The sequence below is a fragment of the Kistimonas asteriae genome (assembly GCF_018263925.1).
Classification (GTDB): domain Bacteria; phylum Pseudomonadota; class Gammaproteobacteria; order Pseudomonadales; family Endozoicomonadaceae; genus Kistimonas; species Kistimonas asteriae.
The window spans coordinates 219,162-239,843 of the sequence record NZ_JAEVHF010000007.1; the positions used below are offsets into that span (position 1 = coordinate 219,162).

The 20,682-nt window shown below is 48.1% G+C and carries 13 protein-coding genes; 10 read left to right on the top strand and 3 right to left on the bottom strand.

The genetic code is table 11. The annotated features are described in order from the left end of the window. Nucleotides 1-47 precede the first annotated feature (47 nt). From KHS78_RS10370 to KHS78_RS10380, 3 genes are all read left to right on the top strand, one after another. On the top strand, nucleotides 48-1,622 hold the full coding sequence (locus KHS78_RS10370; RefSeq protein WP_211828071.1) for a DUF2817 domain-containing protein: 1,575 nt from the start codon (nucleotides 48-50) through the stop codon (nucleotides 1,620-1,622). Between the two features lie 206 nt (nucleotides 1,623-1,828). Beyond that, nucleotides 1,829-3,811, top strand: coding sequence for a hypothetical protein (locus KHS78_RS10375; RefSeq protein WP_211828073.1), 1,983 nt, complete (start codon nucleotides 1,829-1,831; stop codon nucleotides 3,809-3,811). A gap of 315 nt (nucleotides 3,812-4,126) precedes the next feature. Continuing rightward, the gene (locus tag KHS78_RS10380) at nucleotides 4,127-6,448 is read left to right on the top strand and encodes a ubiquitin carboxyl-terminal hydrolase family protein (protein WP_211828075.1); all 2,322 of its coding nucleotides are present in this window, start codon (nucleotides 4,127-4,129) and stop codon (nucleotides 6,446-6,448) included. Between the two features lie 86 nt (nucleotides 6,449-6,534). On the opposite strand, the gene KHS78_RS10385 is transcribed toward KHS78_RS10380, so the two are convergent. After that, nucleotides 6,535-7,737 (bottom strand): dicarboxylate/amino acid:cation symporter, encoded by a 1,203-nt coding sequence (locus KHS78_RS10385; RefSeq protein WP_211828077.1) that lies wholly within the window; start codon nucleotides 7,735-7,737, stop codon nucleotides 6,535-6,537. A gap of 249 nt (nucleotides 7,738-7,986) precedes the next feature. Between KHS78_RS10385 and radA the strand changes: the two genes are divergently transcribed. From radA to KHS78_RS10415, 6 genes are all read left to right on the top strand, one after another. Further along, nucleotides 7,987-9,360, top strand: coding sequence for a DNA repair protein RadA (gene radA, locus KHS78_RS10390; protein WP_211828079.1), 1,374 nt, complete (start codon nucleotides 7,987-7,989; stop codon nucleotides 9,358-9,360). Nucleotides 9,361-9,778: 418 nt separating this feature from the next. Beyond that, nucleotides 9,779-11,074 carry a dicarboxylate/amino acid:cation symporter gene (locus KHS78_RS10395; RefSeq protein WP_211828081.1) on the top strand — a complete coding sequence of 432 codons (1,296 nt, stop codon included), beginning with the start codon at nucleotides 9,779-9,781 and terminating at the stop codon, nucleotides 11,072-11,074. Nucleotides 11,075-11,288: 214 nt separating this feature from the next. Then, complete coding sequence (locus tag KHS78_RS10400; RefSeq protein WP_211828083.1) at nucleotides 11,289-13,214, top strand: ankyrin repeat domain-containing protein; 1,926 nt, start codon at nucleotides 11,289-11,291, stop codon at nucleotides 13,212-13,214. 107 nt (nucleotides 13,215-13,321) lie between these two features. Beyond that, nucleotides 13,322-13,963: a thiamine phosphate synthase gene (gene thiE, locus KHS78_RS10405; RefSeq protein WP_211828085.1), complete on the top strand. Its 642-nt coding sequence runs from the start codon at nucleotides 13,322-13,324 to the stop codon at nucleotides 13,961-13,963. 35 nt (nucleotides 13,964-13,998) lie between these two features. Then, the gene (gene hemL, locus KHS78_RS10410) at nucleotides 13,999-15,282 is read left to right on the top strand and encodes a glutamate-1-semialdehyde 2,1-aminomutase (RefSeq protein WP_211828087.1); all 1,284 of its coding nucleotides are present in this window, start codon (nucleotides 13,999-14,001) and stop codon (nucleotides 15,280-15,282) included. Then, entirely contained in the window at nucleotides 15,282-15,914 is a 633-nt protein-coding gene (locus tag KHS78_RS10415) for a hypothetical protein (RefSeq protein ID WP_211828089.1), read from the top strand. Before hemL ends, KHS78_RS10415 begins: the two co-directional genes overlap by 1 nt. Nucleotides 15,915-15,965: 51 nt before the next feature. Here the strand turns inward: KHS78_RS10415 and KHS78_RS10420 are convergent, their stop codons facing one another. Beyond that, the gene (locus tag KHS78_RS10420) at nucleotides 15,966-16,286 is read right to left on the bottom strand and encodes a DUF1820 family protein (protein WP_211828091.1); all 321 of its coding nucleotides are present in this window, start codon (nucleotides 16,284-16,286) and stop codon (nucleotides 15,966-15,968) included. Nucleotides 16,287-16,585: 299 nt separating this feature from the next. Here KHS78_RS10420 and KHS78_RS10425 point away from each other — a divergent pair, with 299 nt between their 5' ends. Then, a complete protein-coding gene (locus KHS78_RS10425) occupies nucleotides 16,586-18,175 on the top strand; it encodes an F-box-like domain-containing protein (protein WP_211828093.1) in 1,590 nt (529 codons plus the stop codon). A 28-nt stretch (nucleotides 18,176-18,203) separates the two neighbouring features. On the opposite strand, the gene KHS78_RS10430 is transcribed toward KHS78_RS10425, so the two are convergent. Beyond that, complete coding sequence (locus KHS78_RS10430) at nucleotides 18,204-20,129, bottom strand: FAD-binding protein (protein WP_211828095.1); 1,926 nt, start codon at nucleotides 20,127-20,129, stop codon at nucleotides 18,204-18,206. Between the last annotated feature and the right edge of the window lie 553 nt (nucleotides 20,130-20,682).

Here is a 20,682-nt window from a genome sequence, read left to right on the forward strand (position 1 = left end):
TTATTGTTAGCGAGAAACATTTATAGCTTTTTATTTTGGAGGATTTTATGAGACAGGTATTTAATCGCGCACTATATGGACTCGGCATTCGAAGACCGTCAGGTGAGAACCAAGGGAGTGTACCAACGTTTACATCAAGGCAAGTCAATCGAATCGATGAAAATCGAATTCAGGAATACGACACGGGAACCTATACGGGCAACATTGAAAAGTTCCATGAAAAAACAGAGCAGATAAAACAAGGCAACCCTAATGTCAGCGTCAACGCTACACCGATAGAATACGATGCTGATAACGGTCAGAAACTTCAATTACATCGCGTCGAAATTGCAAATAAAGAGCGAGATAAAATCACTCAATGCTGTCTTTACACTGCAACCATTCATGGTACTGAATATTTTGGTGAAGCCGCGATCAATAGAATGCTTCAAATCATGCATGATGAACCGGAATATATCAGGGATGATTGTGCTTATGTTTTTTATGTTTGCCTTAACCCTTGGGGGAGAGAGCACGGCACAAGAACAGATCATAACAATGTCGATCTTAATAGAAACACAATGCGTCCTGAAAAATTTGATAAGCGAGATAAAGAAATACAGGCCAACCCAAGATCTCAAGTTTTGTATGAAACCATTAAAGACATTCTGAATCCCGCCGAGGCACAGACAGAGTGTTGGTTCATATTTCGCCTGATCAAGGCATTTGTCTCCCACCTCATTAGGTGCTTTTTTACATGCCAGCCAAATATTTTCTTCAGTACTATTGCAGGTGGGCAAACCCTGAGCAAAGACTTTTTATTCTATGGCGGCAATAAACCCGCTGAGTCAACAACAGCGTTCATTGCCGATCTCGACACCACGCTCACGCAATTGCCAAAACTAACCAGACTGATCCATACGGATCTGCATACAGGTCTGGGAGGCTGGAAAAAAGGGACTATCGAGCTGAAACAAAAAGTAACAGGTAGTACGTCAACGCCTGATCCTGATTCAGCCCCGTTAATGCATACAGACGAGGCTGAAGAAGAGGGTAGAGAGGATGCAACAGCCCTGGCTCCGGCAACTGAAAAAGCGGTGCAATCAGACAGCGAGACAGATGACCAAAGGCTTCAACAAACCGCGGCTGAACTCAGAACGTACCTGCCAGAGATCAGTATTGAGCCTATGAAGATCCAGTATACCATTGCCTATGGCGACATCGTTGATCATGTTTGTTCCTTACAAGAACAATTTCCTCAGTTAGAAGACATTACAACACAATGCCTTGAGGTGGGCTCTGCACGCCTGAGAAATTGCCTATTGAACTTACTGCCACTCGCCCCTTCACTTGCAGCGCTTCACAGTCTGTCAGAAGCCAATCGTGTACGGACGTATTCCGGAGTAAGTGATACGGAGAAGCAGGCGACATCTGAATATCAACGCACCAAAACCAATTTTGCCCCCGAGAGTACTGCCTGGAAATGCGAGTCAGTGCGTCTTGCCGAGGCTGTTTTCCGTACCAATCATCACAGAATGATACAACAAGCGGAAGTGCGCCCTGAGCAACAAAAAGAGCAAACTCCATTAATGGAAGGCCACTCTTTAGAAACCTATGGCACAACAGCAACCTCAACCTCTTAAATCACGAGATGGCCCGGGTAATTGTTCATGTTCTCTCTAACAATATATGGCATGATCCACTCGGGCCATTCATCACCATTGATACAACAGCGTTGTAAGCCTCAACCTGTTTTGATTCCCCTTCTGACTACTCTGTCAGTGCTATTCATATTTAATCTGGAATAATCCTGCGTTTTATCATCGACAGACAGCAGGCTTAACAGACAATGGAATTCCCCCTTCACTATAGTGGACCCGCTTACCCTGTAGAGGCATATGAACTGGCTACCCCCAGCTCTTCAACTCAGCCAACGCCACGTCATAAAAAAATTTCAACGCAGGAGGTAACTCCTTTAGTACAGCTTGCTTTCTCCGAACAAGACGTAAAATTATTAAAGCGTAATTTTCAAAAAGCAAGAACCGCAGATGGACTCACTATACGCGCCGTTGGCTGCATAACACGATGTGTTCAAACTGCATGTATGGATGATCCTGATCTGGCAGACACCACCCGCTTCGTTTGCAGGCATCTGAATGAATCCCTCCGTAACACGGAATGGTTTGTGGATAAAGAACGCGCTATTTTTATCCTGCATACCCTATTGTATTTATGGGCTGTCCACTATGATGAATCTTTCTTTCATTCGAAGAATCTGCCCCAGCTGCTTGAAAAAAACAAAGACATCATTCACAAAATACTGTGTCAGTTTCAAGAAACTCTGCGCATTCAAAATATCATAAAGACACTTAATCCAAACGAGATAGAGGTAGAAGAACTTTCAAAAATTCCGTCTTTATTCCCATCGATAAAAATAAGAAAAATAAAAACTAAACTCCAAGAATCACAAAACACAATAACAGTAAAAATACTGACCCGATGCCAATCCAAAATAAAGGAAACCTCTGAAGAGGGTAAAGCAATAGATATTAAAATATACCCTGCTTACAAAGCTGATACCGATCTATTAAAACTACCCAACTTTGGGACGACCTGCTTCTTTAACGCAAGTATCAAAATGATTTCCGTAAGCCAACTGGCCAATATCGTCGCTGAGCGTTATGAAGAGCATGAAGCCGATGAAAGTCCTGACTATAAAATCCAATCGGCCTTGATGCCACTGCTGCCAAGCCAGAATACGTTACGGACTCAGCAACGCACAACGGATCTCTCTCAAAATGTGATAGCGCTAATGGAGGCCTGCCGCGAAAAAGGCTTACATGATCAAAAAGCACACAGAACCAAACCACAGAAAACCGACGATAAAAGCGAGCCACAGGAGCAAGGCCAAGCGGTCAGATACACACACCCTTTCTGCAGGATTTTTTCCATTCAAAACGTCCGTAACACCACACAACATGATCCTCATGAGTTCCAGCTTGAATTATTTGAAAGTCTTGGTTTGAGTACTCACCCTAAATGTACCTTACAACTAACCTCCCTATTGATACTGCAACATAAAGATGCCTGTCTGGTGAAACCACGCACAACCCTTCCAAGGATGCCATTCATAACCATTCAAGAGAGTCAATCAAACCGTTACGACATCCAGTCACAGATCCTTGGCCTTATGCAGCGTGAAGCATTATCACCGGGAAGCTCTGCCATATTAGATGAGAAAGAGCTACCTGACGTGACTTATTTGGAAGGGAATCCCGAACTGGCCGGAACCTACATTGATCAAGGCGTCAACTGGTCTACAGAAAAAGTCACTTTTTTTGAAGGAGACACCGATCTCATCACAAGCATAGCTGTACAAGCCAAAATCTTTCAATTCTCACATATCACTAAAACCTCCCTGAAGTTAACGGCCTATGCTTCAAACCTCAGGGAACAACTCAAACCAACGCTTACATTCCCTATTTGGAATCCTGCAAAGTGCGCATCTTTTGATGTCACCTTCAATTTAGCAGGCTTTATTTGCCATATAAGCGATCCAATAGAGGAGGATTCAGCCAATACGGGGCATTATATTACCGTGCAACGCCATGGTGATACATTGATCGAACATGACGATATGGATATTAGGGAGGCAGGAAAGCTTCCCTATAAGTCACCAACGTACAAGGCTCCTCCTCCTCATCCTTACCTCTTATATTATGAGCGTGACTTTAACGTTCCTCCGGTGAGAAAGCCTGACTCACTAGGTGGCAAGTTGCCTTATTACTTGCCTGAAGTCACCTGTCCGATGGCTGAAGAGGAAATATCATGAAACAGGTGGGGAAAGGGATTTTTTTTCATTTCAACTGTTTGCTTATCATCTTACAAATCACCATCAGGCTAAGGACCGCACACAGCTACTTACTGTCTTTACTTCGAATAGAGTTTTCGATATTTCTGCCAAAAAGATTGAGGGGATTTAATGACAGGGTTGTTTATTATTTTCCCATCAACACTCTGGCACCCATTGCAGAACCCGAAGATATCGGTTTACAAGAGACTCATATCATGGCGCATCTAACAGCATTACTTATAAACCTTCATCTTTAACCTTACATCATGTTTTTACCTGAGCAGGAGTATTATCATGGCACAACCACCATCAACACATAATCAACCCATTACATACCAACGTTTACCTGAAGAAAGCACAAATAAACAATCAGAACATACAAGCATCATTAACGATGAACAAAAATCACTTAGCGCTTCAATTGGCTTGGAGAGTAGACGTTCAGAGTCTGATGATGCCTCTGAAGCATTGTCGCTCCAGACAACAAAAACCGCCACCTCTGAATCAACCCATACAACCAAAAGGAAGTCTAAAGAGATAAGCCGCCCTGTAAATATTGACGATATCAAAATACTTTTTGGTGACGTCACTATGCGAGAGACATGCACAGAAGTATGCTCTCGAGCCTTATTTGATTGCCTTCATAGCCTTGGCCCACAAACATCAGCTAGCTTCTGGCATGACATCATGCTCCAGAGTCTCCGTGAATTTAACTCGAAAGCCGATGAAAAATGGGCCAAACAGAAACCTGACATGGTAAAAATCATGCAGTTTTCTTTATTTGTTCTGTGGTTATATTATGACCGCTACAACAAGCCCGGTGATAAGCGAATCACCAGAGCTTTTGATGACCTAGCCAATTGCCTCAAAGAGCTAATGGCTCGTTGTTACCTGATCGCCAACGAAACCACACTATGTGATGTACTGTCTGTAAAAGACATGGATTCCAAAGCATTCACGATATTTCCAGGTATCGGTAGCACTGATGATTATGAATCAATACCTAAGCGTCTAAAGAAGCACCTCTATCAAGAAACCAGTTGCACTTATCCAGAAGTTATATTTGAACTTAGGAAAGTAAAAGAGGAAATAGAAAAAATCAAGAGCTCAAAGGAGACTGAAGCAATAAAGCAAAGAAAGTTAATGGATCAAATAGAGATAATAGAAACAATTCTGGAATTGACTGAAAAAGAAAAAAACTACAAACATCTTGTGAGGGTCCAATTACAGCACCCCACGCTCTTCGCTCAGCCAACAGATCCATCACTGGAAAAAGTACCAGAACTGACAGGATGCAAAAATATTGGCAACACCTGTTTTATCGGTGTCAGTTTGGACCTGATATTTGAATGTCTCTTCCCTATCATCGATAAACACCCGAAATTGGAAGAGCTACAAGAAGCTTGGCCAATTGCACGTTCACCAGACAAATTCCGCCATATACAAGAACAACTGCACAACCTTTACCCACTGTTTAGAGGGGAAACGACTGATAGATTTCAATCACTCTACCCGAGTCTCATTAGTGCCCTTATCGCTGTGGCAAAAAAGCCCACAAATGCTTTCAGTGGTCTTGAATGTGTAAAGAAAGACCCATTACATAATTGGCAGCCCACAGGTCTCATGCAACAGGACGCATCCGAATTTCTACGTTCAATATTAGACGAAGTTTTATCATTGCATCAGGACCCCAAGTTCAGCTTCATCTACTGGACTGAACGCACCATAGAAAAAGGTAATGTTAGCGTCAAAACAACATTCAGACTTGATGAAAACAGGCCTTCAAACATATTGAACATTAATGTTCCGGAAAACAGCACATACACATTGCAGGAGTTACTCGAGCATACCTTCAAAGAAAGACCTTTTTCTGGCCTGGCGACCTGTACTCAGGCAGATCTTGACTTTACAGCCTCTTCGTCAAAGGTTGACTTATCAGAAGTAAAACTCACTGATGGTAAGGAGTCAGACTGGAGCATAACATCGGAACGTCAAATGCTCAGGGCTGACTGCAAACAGCTTCAGGTAATTACCCTGAATTTCACAGTGCCTCACAGCTATGCATCAAAACAACAGTTTATAAATGCCTTGTTAAGCACTCCACACCGTATTGTCTATCTGACAGTCATTGACAACGAAACAATGCGAGAACAGAAACTGTGCTTTGAAGTAGTCAGCAGCGTTTATTATGAACAAGACATTAGCGCAACCGAAACAGCGGAAGAAGCCTCATTTGCCCGTAGCGGGCATTATCTAGCCGTCATCGAACATGAATGGGGTAGCTTGCTTTATGATAATGAAAACGTTTTCATGCAGAGAGAACACCGCTCTTATCGCATAGACGGTCATTTCGGACGCGGTGTGCCGTGTCTAATGATGTTAAAACGAATTAGCGAGGAAGCTGCACATCAGCGCATCTTGAACGATACACTCGATGATCACAACCTCCTTGATGAGCCTGAAAGTCGTGAAAGTCGTGAAAGTCGTGAAAGTCGTGAAAGTCGTGAAAGTCAGGAGGATATTGAATTACAGATAATGCCCTCATCAACAAAGGTTGAATTTTCCCTTAATACCCCGCTTCTTCAAGCGGAAGAAACTGAGACCGTGCAGCTATAAACAGTTAGCACGAGCCCTCAAAAGCCTGTGGAGATATCAATCACTAATTTGACCATATCTCCACAGGTTTACCATTAAGTCTGCAATTACCCTTCCTGACCTTCAGGCAAGATAGCTGATCCCATGGGCTCTTCAGCCGTGCGACCGAAGCGCTCAACCAGCGCGGCAATGGCGCCATCGCCTGTTACGTTACAGGCTGTGCCGAAGCTGTCCTGTGCCATGTAAAGGGCAATCATCAGCGCAATGGCCGACTCACCGAAGCCCAGCATGCTGGTCAGCAGACCCAGTGATGCCATGACCGCACCACCCGGTGCTCCTGGCGCGGCGATCAGCGTGACACCCAGCATCAGCAGGAACGGCAGGATCATGCCATAGGTTGGCTCAGCCATGCCGGTCAACAGCATGACAGCAGTAGCGCAGGTCGTCAGCGTGATGGCACTGCCGGAGAGATGGATGGTGGCGCAAAGCGGTACGGCAAAATCCACCACGTTGTCGTCTACGCCATTGGCCTTGGCCTGGCGGACAGTGACGGGAATAGTCGCCGCACTGGACATGGTACCGACGGCGGTCAGGTAAGCCGGAACCATATTGCGCAGCATGCTGAGCGGATTACGGCCGGTCAGCGCGCCTGTGCTGAAGTAAAGAATCGACAGCCAGATCCAGTGCATGACAATGGCCAGCATCAACACCACGCCGAACGTCTTGAGCGTCGAGAAAACGGTGCCATCGACAGCCATCTCGGCAAACACACCGGCAATATAGAATGGCAGGCCGGGAATCAGCACTTTGGAGAGCATCAGCGCGACAATATCCTTCGCCTGATCAACCACCGTTTTTAGCTCACTCCCACCGGTCGCGGAAATCCCCATACCGAAGGCAAACGCCATCACCAACGCAGTCATAACCCCCATGACCGGTGGGATGTGCAGTACCAGGATCGGCTTGAGGCCAGCGCTTTCCGATGCCGCCTGGGAACCCAGTTCCACCATGCCCGGAATAAAGGTGCTGGCCATGAAGAACGCCAGTGAACCGGCCACTATGGTGGACAGGTAAGCAAAACCAACCGTAGCACTCAGCGCGCGGCCGGAACCCTGCTGCAGGTTGGCAACACCACTCATAATGTAAAACAGGATAATCAGGGGAATCGTGAAACTAATAAATTCACCAAAGATGGACTTGAAGGTCACCAGCAACCGTGCCAGCGCTTCAATAATGCCGGCTTGTGGTACCAGCAGACCAATGATAACGCCGGCGAGGATACCCGCCAGCAATCGAACTATCAACTTCATTCCAGTACAACCTCTTCTGGATTTATTCATCACCCTGTCAGCCCGGGCTGCCATACATGACATTCCCGCCCCCGCGTTCAAGGTGTCTTGGAAACCGCACTGTGTTATAGGTCGAGGACAGCATAGTAGAACTTGCGTCCAGCGAGATTAAAGCAGCACTTATTCCTTCAGGTATTGACCCATGTCGTCTCAAGCCTGAACAATACGTCCAGAAGCAACCTTTTCATTTCTACAGGATTCACCGAAAGCATGGCAAGAGGCAAAACCCGTAAAGCCTACGTATGTTCCGAATGTGGCAGCGAGTCGGGTAAGTGGCAGGGACAGTGCCCGGACTGCAAAGCCTGGAACACCATCCGGGAAATTAACCTCGGTCCTGCGACATCTCCCGCCATTGCGGCCGCCAACCGTTCCGGCTTTGCCGGCGCCCAGTCTGGTGTCCAGTTGCTCAGTGATGTCAGCGTTGAGGACTCCCCCCGTTTCACCAGCGGTTCCTCCGAGTTAGACCGCGTGCTCGGCGGCGGGTTCGTCCCGGGCAGCGCCGTGCTGATCGGCGGGCATCCCGGCGCGGGCAAAAGTACCATCCTGCTGCAGACCCTGGCCCATGTGGCGCAGACCATGCCGGCGCTGTATGTGTCCGGCGAAGAATCCCTGCAACAGATCGCCAACCGGGCAAAACGCCTGGGGTTGCCGACCGATCAGCTGAAAATGCTGGCCGAAACCTCGGCAGAAAAAATCGTTGCCATTGCGGAAGCCGAAAAGCCCGGCATCATCGTGATCGATTCCATTCAGGTTACCTTTATGAATGGCATCGATTCTGCACCCGGTGGTGTCGCGCAGGTGAAGGAGTCCGCTTCCTTCCTGACCCGGTTTGCCAAGCAGACGGGGACCGTTCTGCTCATCGTCGGTCATGTCACCAAAGACAACTCACTCGCCGGCCCCATGACGCTGAGCCATATCATTGATACTCAGTTAATGCTCGGAACAACGGATGACTCCCGCTTCCGGATCATGCGCGCGACCAAGAACCGCTTTGGACAGGTCAATGAACTCGGCATCTTCGCCATGACTGAAAAGGGATTAAAGGAAGTCAAAAACCCTTCAGCCATTTTCCTGACCCGTGCCGATGAGGCTGTATCCGGCAGCGTTATTAATGTGTTGTGGGAAGGCACCCGGCCCCTGCTGGTTGAGATTCAGGCCCTTGTGGTGGAGTCCCAGCTGGGCAACCCGCGCCGGGTCACCGTCGGTATGGACCAGAACCGGCTGGCGATGCTGCTGGCGATCCTGACCCGCCATGGCGGCATCTTCACCAGTGATCAGGATGTCTTTCTCAACGTAGTCGGTGGCGTCCGTATTACCGAAACCAGTGCGGATCTGGCCAGCCTGCTTGCCATTGTATCCAGCCTGCGGGACACCCCGCTGCCACAGGATCTGGTCGCATTTGGCGAAGTGGGTCTGGCGGGTGAAATCCGTCCGGTCGCCAGTGGTCAGGAACGGATTATCGAAGCGGCCAAGCATGGCTTCCGACGTGCTATCGTGCCCATGGCCAACCGCCCGAGAAAGCCGATTGAAGGAATCGAGATCATTGGTGTCAACAAGCTGTCTGAAGCACTGGATGCAATCTGATAAGCGGCAACACTAACGCTTTCGTAACGGGTCCCCCTGCTTTTTTCTTCAAAGACTCCCCATCCCAGGCGGCAATTTTTCCATCAGTTGTCGCCTGCCCACAGGGGAAATGTCGGATCGTAGACCTTCTTAAATTTGCTCCCAGCCCGTATTTTAGGTATAACTACGTACCCAGCCCTCCTAAGGCATATCTGCCCGTCTTCTCCCAAAAGCCCAGTCCTTTAGCCAAGCGTTGTCAGTTTCACTAACAGGAATTGTTACTGTTTTTATCCTTTTTTCGGGCGATCATCCTGCATAGGCTGCACTTTTTAGCGCCTTGTATTGCCGTTGGTTATAGGTTAGATTCCAATCTCTTATAACAAAAACGTTCAATAACACGAGAGTCGAGAGACTCCATTTAAGCGGGAGTTCCTGATCCATGAGTAGTAATCTGGCAACTCGCATCCTGATCGCCTTGGTTGGCGGTATTGTGGCTGGCGCCCTGATTCAACACTTTGCGTCACCGGAAGGTATGCTTCAAACTTGGCTTGTCAGCGGCCTGTTCCATGCTGGCGGTAATATCTTCGTTTCCATGATCAAATTGATGGTCATGCCCCTGATTTTCATCTCCATCGTCAACGCGGTCTGCAGCCTGGACGATATCAACCAGTTTGGTCGCCTGGGCGCAAAGACGCTGGGGCTCTATCTGCTGAATACGGTGATAGCCATTGCGGCAGCCATTGGTATTGCGCTGATGATCAAGCCTGGGCTGGGCGCAAACCTTGGGCTGGCCGATGCCTCCCTGAGCCTGAGTCGCACTGAAGTCCCTTCGCTGCTGGATATGGTGATTGGCATTGTGCCCACTAACCCGGTGCAGGCGTTCGCGGAAGGCAACATCCTGCAGATCCTGTTTATGGCGATCATTACCGGTATTGCCATTAAAAAGCTGGAAGACCAGGAAACCCATAGCGTCAGCAAAGCCTTTTCCCTGGCCAACAATGTGATGATGAAACTAATCGGCATGGTCATGGCGCTGGCGCCTTACGGTGTCTTCTTCCTGACCGCCAAGCTGGCTGCTACGTTGGATAGCCACAGTATTCTCAGCGTAATGACTTACGTGATGACCGCTTCCCTGGTCATGCTGATCTGGCTGTTTGGTTTCTACCCACTGGTCACTGGCATGGCCACTGGCACCAGCCCGATCAGTTTTATCCGAAAGACCCGTGAGCAGATGATGTTTGCGCTGTCCACAGCCAGCTCGAACGCCACCATTCCGGTAACCTTCCGGACACTGACTGACAAACTCGGCGTCTCTGAAAAAGTGGCGGGATTCTCGGTACCTCTGGGTGCGACCATGAACATGTCAGGTGCGGCTATTTATATGACGGTCGCAACTATGTTCGTCGCTTATGCTTACAACGTTGACCTGAGCGGCGGTGAGCTGGTGACCCTGGGCGTGACCGCCTTCCTACTGGCCATTGCCACCGGCGGTATTCCGGGCGGTGCGGTTGTAACTACCGGTGTATTGCTGCACCAACTGGGTCTGCCTATTGAAGCTCTAGGGATCATCATCGCAACCGACCGTATTCTGGATGCACTTTGCACCGTGACCAACGTTGTCGGTGACACGGCAGTCAGCACCATTGTTGCGAAGACTGAAGGTGAGATTGCTGAAGATATTCTTTATGACGAGGACTCAGGATCTACCTTGAATAAACAGGTGAGTTACTCTTAACGCTTTGCCCCCAATAAACCATCTATGAGAAGGAAGGGAAGCATTAGCTTCCCTTCCTTTGTAATCGCCCCCCCTCTTAAACCTCACAAAATTACCGGGTAACTCGTCCGCAACAATACCAAACAAAAAGTGCTGATCAATAAACTATCAAGCAAGAGACCTGTCTTTTAGTTTTTAGCAATAAGGCGCCGACTCACCGAGGGCTCAATGATTCATGCACACATATGATTTTTTTATTGGAAAGCGGTTATCTAGAAGCCAGTCATCACACATATTGCCTGGCGTATGTAAGCAAAGGCACAGGCGGCGAAGTCTCTCACTCACAGACAGTACAGAAGCGTCTCTTTTTACACAGCAAACCTCACATCTTCTACACCCAAAAAGGATTCAATCCTCCGTAAGCTCATGGAGAATTTCACAAGAAATTGCTGATTTAACCTATAACCTTCTTCCTGAAACCCGCTTATTGCAGGGGCAATCACCCGAAAAGGCAACAACAAAACAGATGTGGGATCTTGGTTACATCCCTAATTTAAGGTTCTCAAAAATCTACATATCGGAACATGTAAACCTCTGCATCAAAGCGCTTTCCTGCCTGCTTGAAAAAGAATTATACAAACCAATAAAAGGACATGAAGAACGTATAAAAGCGATTAAAACAACAATAGTTTTTGTAAGTGCACATCAATTATTAAACACGGAACACAAAAAACTTTTAACAGACTTACTCGAAACATCCATAAAGATTGAAAACAAAGCTTTTCAATTAACGCAACCCGCTATAAATGCAGGACTGATAGAGAGCCATCATGATGAACTATTTCTGAAAATTATCGATGCTATGTTCCATCAAGTTGGTCGACATGCTCTTGAAGATGAACAGGAATGTATATTAAGGCTGCTGAGTGGTATTGAATTTGTCCTTCTTCACCACAAGGAGGGCATTTTTTCCCTGCCACCAAATAGTGGGCGAGACGTTACACTGCGATTAGATGTAGATGATCAACAGCCTACAAACATGAGACGTCTTAAAGATATTTTTTTCACAAGAGACAGTGAAATAAAAAAAAGAAAGATAGAAAACGCAATACATAACTTATTAAAAATCAATAAACTGGTTGGTGGCGAAGGAGAATTTGGTTACTCCAACTTCTGCATTAATATCTCAGACCCTGACACATACTCCACCGTCAAACTACAAGCACTCTTAGATGAATCATTGATAAAATACCGATTCGAATACCAAAAACATGAAATAAAAAAACTATTAAACAAATTTAATTTAGCGGGACGATACCTGCTAACGGATAAAAAAGTATCGGAAACCACCTCACTAAATGCCAACTTCCTGTTAGAAGTGGATCCATGTAACAGAGACATTCGAGTTCACTTTATTGGAACGCCCGACATTCGCCGGGAAAAAACAAAGCGCTTCTTAGAGCAGTACTATTGTCAGGTGGAGTGGGTTAAAAACCATCCCAATAAACGCGTAGCAATGGATATCATCCGAAGAGCAGGGATATCATTGCTGCAAAAAATGCATTTATTTCACGTGTTCCCAGAAGCCAACGGCAGAACCGCCATCTGTGTTGATCGCTTGCAGCGCCTTCACTTTCAACTATCACTGACTATGCCAACCAGAGTAGGCGATTTTGCACGTTACACTGTAGAGGAACTTGACCGGCGAGAAAGGTTCGGCACACAAACTCCAGTATTCTATGACATCATACAGGTTTATATCACTCTTCAAGAAACTGAAATGGTCAGCTATCTATTGGAAAGGCAGAGGTCTATCCTACCTAGTCCATTGAAATTTTCTGAATACCTTGTTCTATCCTGCCAGGTTGGATCAATTCAGCTATGTGCTCTACTCATCAAATACGGTGCTGATATCAATACTATTACTTCAGTATCACAGGCTATGGTCAGTACCACGCCACTGATAACAGCCGTACTCCATGATCATTATCCCTTGGTTCAATACCTGATAGAGCATGGTGCTAACATCAATCAACAGGATTCTGAAGGGAAAACGCCTTTCGATCATGCCATTGCAAGCGGTTATGAGGATATTGCTACGCTATTAATGATAAAAAATGGCATCAGTTTTGTACCATACGCGACTCCTTATAATGACTGACTAATACCCTAGAACCCTGCTTTCATAACAGAATCTCATCGCGCGGCTTGAAGGTATCGACTTACGCCTATATTAACTAGCGCTTATGACTAATCAGGGCTTGCATCATGTCCTCACACGAGCGACTTTCAGGACTATACGGCATTACCGATAGCGCGTTAATGCCAAACGACAATTCATTGCTTACCTGTGTAGAAAGCGCTCTACAAGGTGGCATGGCCATTCTGCAGTATCGTGACAAAAGCACCGATAACGAAAAAAGACTTCATCAGGCTCGTATGCTGAAGGAACTCTGCCACAACTATCAGGTACCACTCATCATAAATGACGATGTCGCCCTGGTGGCGGCATGCGGAGCAGATGGCGTCCATCTCGGCGCAGATGACGATACAGTATCGGATGCACGCAATCACCTTGGGGATAATGTCATCATCGGCATCAGCTGCTACGGCTCCCTGGAGCGCGCACTGGTCATGCAGTCACGGGGCGCGGATTATGTCGCTTTCGGCGCCTGCTTCCCATCCGCCACCAAGCCGGAAGCCGCCGTGGACGTCAAACCCGGCCTGCTGGCCGAAGCCTGCCGGACATTAAGCGTACCAATAGTAGCCATCGGCGGTATAACACTGGATAATGCGCCGGATATCATTTCGCAGGGCGTGAATATGGTGGCAGTCATCAGTGACCTGTTCAGCGCCGATAATATCGAAGCCCAGGCCCGCCAGTACAGCCAGTTGTTCCGCCCATCCTGACGTGGCGGCCAGCCTGTGACCGAAAAGGACAAACAATGAATCGCTCAGAATCCCTGTTCCAGCAAGCACAGCGGCATATTCCCGGCGGTGTCAACTCGCCGGTTCGCGCATTCAAGGGTGTCGGTGGCACACCGGTCTTCTTCCGTCGCGCGGATGGCGCCCGGATGTTTGATGAAGATGGCAAGAGCTATATCGACTATATCGGTTCCTGGGGGCCGATGATTGTCGGTCACAATCATCCGCGGGTGATTGCCGCCGTGCAGGAGCAGGTCAAGCTGGGACTGAGCTTCGGCGCACCAACAGCCATTGAAATCTCCATGGCTGACAAAGTGTGTGAGCTGGTGCCCTCCATGGATATGGTGCGGATGGTGAATTCCGGCACCGAAGCCACCATGAGCGCCATCCGGCTGGCCCGTGGCTATACCGGCCGGGACAAGATCGTCAAGTTCGAGGGCTGCTACCATGGCCATTCGGATTCCCTGCTGGTTAAGGCGGGTTCCGGCGCCCTCACTCTGGGCGTACCTAACTCGCCAGGCGTTCCTGCCGATCTGGCGGCGCATACCATCACGCTGACCTATAACGACCTGGACAGCGTCCGCAAGGCCTTCGCCGAAACCGGTGACGAAATCGCCTGCATCATCGTGGAACCCGTAGCAGGCAACATGAACTGTATTCCGCCGGTACCGGGCTTCCTCGAAGGCCTGCGGGACATCTGCGATGAATACGACACCGTGCTGATTTTTGATGAAGTCATGACCGGTTTCCGGGTCTCCCTCGGCGGCGCGCAAGGCTATTACGGTGTCATCCCAGATCTGACCACCCTGGGCAAGGTCATCGGCGGCGGCATGCCGGTAGGCGCCTTTGGCGGTCGTCGTGACATCATGGAACATATTGCCCCACTGGGCCCTGTCTATCAGGCAGGCACGCTCTCCGGCAACCCGGTTGCCATGTCTGCGGGCCTGACCGTGTTGGACCTGATTACTGAACCCGGCTTCCACGAGCAACTCAGCCAGCATGTGACCCGGTTGCTGTCCGGTCTGCAGGAACGGGCCGATGCGGCCGGTATTCCCTTCACCACCAGCCAGGCCGGCGCCATGTTTGGCCTGTTCTTCACAGACCAGGAACGTGTAGAACGCTTTGATCAGGTCATGCGCTGTGACAGTGAGCGTTTCGGTCGTTTCTTCCACGCCATGCTGGAAGAAGGGGTCTACCTCGCACCGTCTGCCTTTGAAGCCGGCTTTATCTCCAGCGCCCACAGCGACGCGGATATTGATGAAACGCTTGCCGCGGCAGAAAAAGCCTTTGCCAGGATTGCCTGATGTTCGAACCGGTTATATCCGTTGCTATCTCTGACGCCGTACTGGCTTTTTCCAGCCTGTTCGGCGTCTTTCTCATGGCGCAGTTTCGCTCCTTTGAACCAGGACGACGCCTGCCGGCAACCGTTGCGTTGCTGGCCTTCGGCCTGGTCGCGGCAGCGGCTGGCCTGGGGACATTGCGTTATGGTTTTTCCGCCATCTGGACAGAACCTCACCGGATGCTGTACCAGGCAGCTAACTACCTGTCGCCGTCACTGCTGGCGGCGGCCATTGCGGCTACCGTGTGGAACTGGCCATTGCGTAAACAGGACTGGGGCTCCATCCTCCTGGGGCTCATGGCCTGCTTTGAACTGATGCGGCGGCTGGAATGGCTGGATGCCTGGCACCTGGTGCTCAGCGCGGCTGCCCTGCTACTCATGACGGCAGCCATTATCACACGGGGAGAACGCAAGCCTACCTTTACCGCCTTCGCCCTGACCGGGGTCTGCGCCTACTTTATTGGCGGTCTGGTGATTGGCACCGAAGGGAAACTGGCGGGTTTCCTGCGCATGGATCTCTTTCATTATCTTCTGGCGCTCGGCAATTTGTGCCTTGCCAGTGGGTTCTTCCACTACCTCCGTGGAAAGAGCAACTGATCCTGTGAACGCCAATAAAAAAGGCTGCATTGCGCAGCCTTTTTTATTGGATTATTTCCCTGGAATCGGCGGCATTGGGAAGGGCGCAATATTCTGCCCCTTGGCATCCATAATCTTGCCCTTACCCTCTTTTTCCACATGGTCTATGCGAATGATCGAGTGCATGGGAATAAAACTGCTTTTTACCCCTTCAAAGGCGGCTTTCAGTTTTTCCTCGGAAGGATCCACAACCATCTGGGTACGCTCTCCGAAGATAAAGCCTTCCACCTCGATGAAGCCATACATGTCACTCTGGAAAACCTGCTTGGCATACACCTCGTAGATTTCCCCCTGGTTATGGAATACAACTCTGTAGATCTGTCTGGCGGCCATAGTGATGCTGTTCGGTAAAAAGTTAATTACACAGTGAAACAAAAGCGGGCAGGATACCATAAATTTTCAGGCACATAACGACGCGTGGCTTTGTACTCAGTAGAGTTCGTGTCTGACGGCGATGAACAGAGTTGATCTTCAGTACGGCAATGAAAATAGTGCCACATTAACTACGACCAATCCCGTTTAATACCTAAGCCTATTCTCTGACAGAACTTTGTCGAAAAATGCATGTCTTAAGCGAGTAAATCATTTTTTATAGCAATTTATTCTTCGCTCACATTTATTCAGGTGCTTTAATGGCAGAAGCGGCTTCCCCGATAACAACGGTATTTATCCAAGAGTCTCATCAAAATGAACAGGAACATCACAAACCCAGCCGTTGGAAAAGCATCAAGACGGCACTAGCATCCCCCATAAACACTTTTAAAAAAAAACATACACAACATGAAAGACAATTACTCTATGAAAGAAACATTCTTCACTCACCATTAGTCAGGCTGCCCAATCTGGTACTGGAAAAAATCCTTACTTACCTTGATGCCAAAGCTATTTATCAACTACGTCTGACTTGCCATTTTTTTGAAGAAATCATCATTGATTGCGCAAAAAAATTACCCTGCACCCATCTGAAAGTTTTCCAATTTTATGGAGAAACACATCATGAGCAGTGTGGTTACCAAACAAAACAATTTCTAGATTATTTTGATGGCATAGCGTGGATGCCTGCATTATCACGGCAAAATTCAATCCGTCCGCAAATAAGAGCAAATGCCAGTAAGTGCCCACTATTGACGGCAACACTGGCGAGAATCCTATCGAACACAGGGCATCTCAATAAACAACGCGTTTATATCCTACCAACTATTTCGGATACAACCGCCATGCTCATGCTACCCGGCACGAGTAAGAGGCTGATCAGCGCGCATTATAATGGCACTCTGAAACTATGGCATTTGACAGAGAATATAGCGCATTGTGTAAAGACATTACGACACAACAATGGTGGTGATGTAATTCACTTTATTATCTATACAACCGATCACTGTTTGATTACCTGTAGTTTTCAAGCTATTTGCTTCTGGGATCTTGACCAGCCTGAAGGTCATGAGTGGTTAGCAAACTTTAGTGAGCACACTATTCTGCAAGGCGTCGACCAGGAAAACAACGAAATCTCTACCATTCAGTTAATTTCAGATAAAGAAGTTCGTTTTGCATCAGGCTATCGCAATGGCCTTATAATCATTTGGGGGTTAATTCACCGTCATGCTAGGCAGTTTTACCGCCTTCATGAGATCCCATTTGGATCAAAGAGCATTTGTAGCATCTCGTCACTGGGAGACAATTTTTTTTCTACAATGACATGTGCCAATCACAAATTAGTCCATATCTGGAAAATCAGTGATAGCGAGGGAGTACAGCATGTATCAAACCTCCGTTTCTTACACGATATTAAAACACTCCAAAGGCTGGGACCTAACAAACTCATTGCAACGATGGGCCAAAAGGAACACTTTGCAATATTAAAACGCGATTTCCTGGCACAGGCTCCCTTGCAGATTTCATGGTTCAATGCTCTGCCGAGCCATGTTGAATATGAAATTTTTTATAGCAATTCAACACTGGCTGAACTGCTGGACGGGCGATTTGCCAGCATTGGAGAGGAGCATGTCCATATATGGGATCCGTCTGCTCCAGATGAAAACACTCGCCCTGTACGCTCGTTTTCCTTTCCTCCCTCAATGGACATCGAAAATCCAGAACAAAACCGCCGTTTTGCACTTTTTCCATTAAGTGGCCCACTACTGGGGGTCTCTGTTACAAGCTGCATTGAAATCTGGAATCTGACGCCCTCCGGCCTAGAGGCACACGGCGAGCATCAGATCTGATCATATTTGCTGTTTGGCTTTTCCCGCTCTACTTACGCCAGAACGCACTTAACAGACCTTTTTTCCATGCCTGTTTCCACAACCCCCAATCGACAAAACGGTAATCACTGCATTGTCCTTCCAGCAACTGCCCATCCGTAATCCCGGTATCACAGGTGACCAGGCATCGGTTGGTCAACGTTTGTTCAGCGTTGCGTTCGCAAACCGGCTCATACGTCGATGGACAACCGCAGGCTTGTGCTGGTGTTTGTGGAAAATAGAATTCAGCAAAATTTTCATCGTAACGTGGCCAGTTCACACCGAGTTGTCGGCCAAAGTCATTGGCAAAGACACCAAAAGGATCAAACTGCTCGACGACATCAATGAAGCGTGATTTCAAATCACCGTATTTACCCAGGTCATTCTGCAAGTCAAAGACCCAGCCCCGGTTCTTCCCCCAGTGCGCCCGACCGCCAAAGTCTTCCACCAGCAAGCGAGTAAATTCCTGATAAGGGTATTGGTACCAGGCACTTTCTACCGGTGGAAACGCGCTGGGCATAAAGATCGGAATCTCTATAAATACCACGGTTTCACCTTCATCAAATTCGCTACCTGTCACAGTGTGAGCCAGCAGAGTATCGGATCGTGCCTGGGCAAAACGAATAAAGACACCGATCAGCGGCACACTGATGTTGTGACGGTTTAAATGCGTTTTGACAGCACGCATCGCTTCATCCACCCGTGAGGCGGGCACGACTATTTCCCAATCCATCTGGAACAGACCATCCTGAACCGCGGTCAGGTAGCTGCTCTGCATCCGATGGGACGGACCAATCGCTTCATGAACGTTTTGCGATGTACCAAATAATGGATGGTTTTTCTTGAAAGGCGGCTGGGTTTTAAAGAGATCCAGACGGGTTTTCTCCACGGTTTTCGCATAATTCCGGTCACAGGCTGCCAGCTGCATGGTGAGTTTTGCCGCAGGCAGATCAGCCGCTGTGACATTGGGCTGCAACAGCGAATTATGTGCACCGGGCTCTGCCGGCTTGTCAGTGATGGAGCCGCAACTGCGCATGAAGGTTCCATTGCCAGGGAACCAGTTCAGCTGCCCCCAGTCGCAATCGGCTACCTGGTTCAGCACCCCGCCGAGTTCAAACAGGGGCGCTTCGTCATGGTAGCTCACCGCGACATCAAGGTTGAACTGAGGCTCAACCGCCAGACGCATGCGGGCGGTCATACCCAACAGCCCAAGACTGGCTGTCATGGCTTTCCAGGTATCGGTGTCTGTTGAGGATTTCGAGTATTCCCGCAGTTCGCCATCAGGCCCAATCACCTCCATCGCCACCACTTTGGATGAGATAATCGCGTCATGCTTCGGTGAGCTGCCATGGGAACCGGTCGCCACAGCGCCCGCAATACTGACGCCATTGAAGCCCATCAGGGCAAAACCAATGGAACGATCCCTCTCATGGAGCCATTCTGTTAACTCATGCAGCTTGACGCCTGATTCCAGAAGCACTGTTTCCTGGCCTTCGTACGTCTCCAGCCCAATAATCTGCCGCAGGTTTTCCGTGCTGACAACCACACCATCGGTACAGATGGTGTCGCTGGCCGAATGCGCCTGACCGACAACCTTGATGCGTTGCCCATTCTGTACGGCTTCACGGATTGCATCCTGTGCAGCCACCACGGTGGCCGGCCGGTAAACATGTTGGACGTCGCTGCACATGGTCTGACGGTTGTAGGATTCAACCTTTGCCGACACACAATCCTCAGGACAGGTGCCCACGGTTTCCCCAAGACCAGTATCACACCGACGGTTACCGCAGGAAAAAACGATCGACGTCCCCGGACAACTCAGCCCGGGTTCCCGGGGTTCAACATCGGGTAAGTATTGGCTGAGCGAACCAGCAACAGCAGACACAGAAAAGAACAAACTGACCAGTAATAACCATCGGAATAATCCTGCCTTCATGCACGCCTCCATGACAGCGCCTGTACGTGAACATCCAATAAAAAAATGGGCAGGACTACAGGATGAAACGGCGCATCACTCCTGACATAGCAATTCCTTACTCTACAGAAGACACACGTATTTACAAAGACACTTTAAACTTATTCATTTAATAAAATCTGGCAATTTGCACTCAATTAAAAAATTAAAACAAATGTTATTTAAAACAACAATCTCGTCATGAAAATATAAAACTTATGAGAATTACTCATATCCAATGTTGTATATCAATATTCAGGAAAAATCATGATTCAATCAAATCCCCCTTCAGCAAGCGCTGGCGCTGTGGCCAGTTCAAGGCATGTAATTGCTGAAATCAGTTGGCAAGAGAGTAGTTATTTCAGATGTAGAAAATGCAAAGAATGGAGCATGAATCATTCGTATTTTACTAGAAGCCATCTCATAAATACTTCTTGGCAAGAATCATAAACCCAGCAAGCCTCAAAAAGCCAAGAAAATTCTCTAGCTTATACTCATAACGTGTAACGATACGCCGAAAATTGTGGAGCCAGGC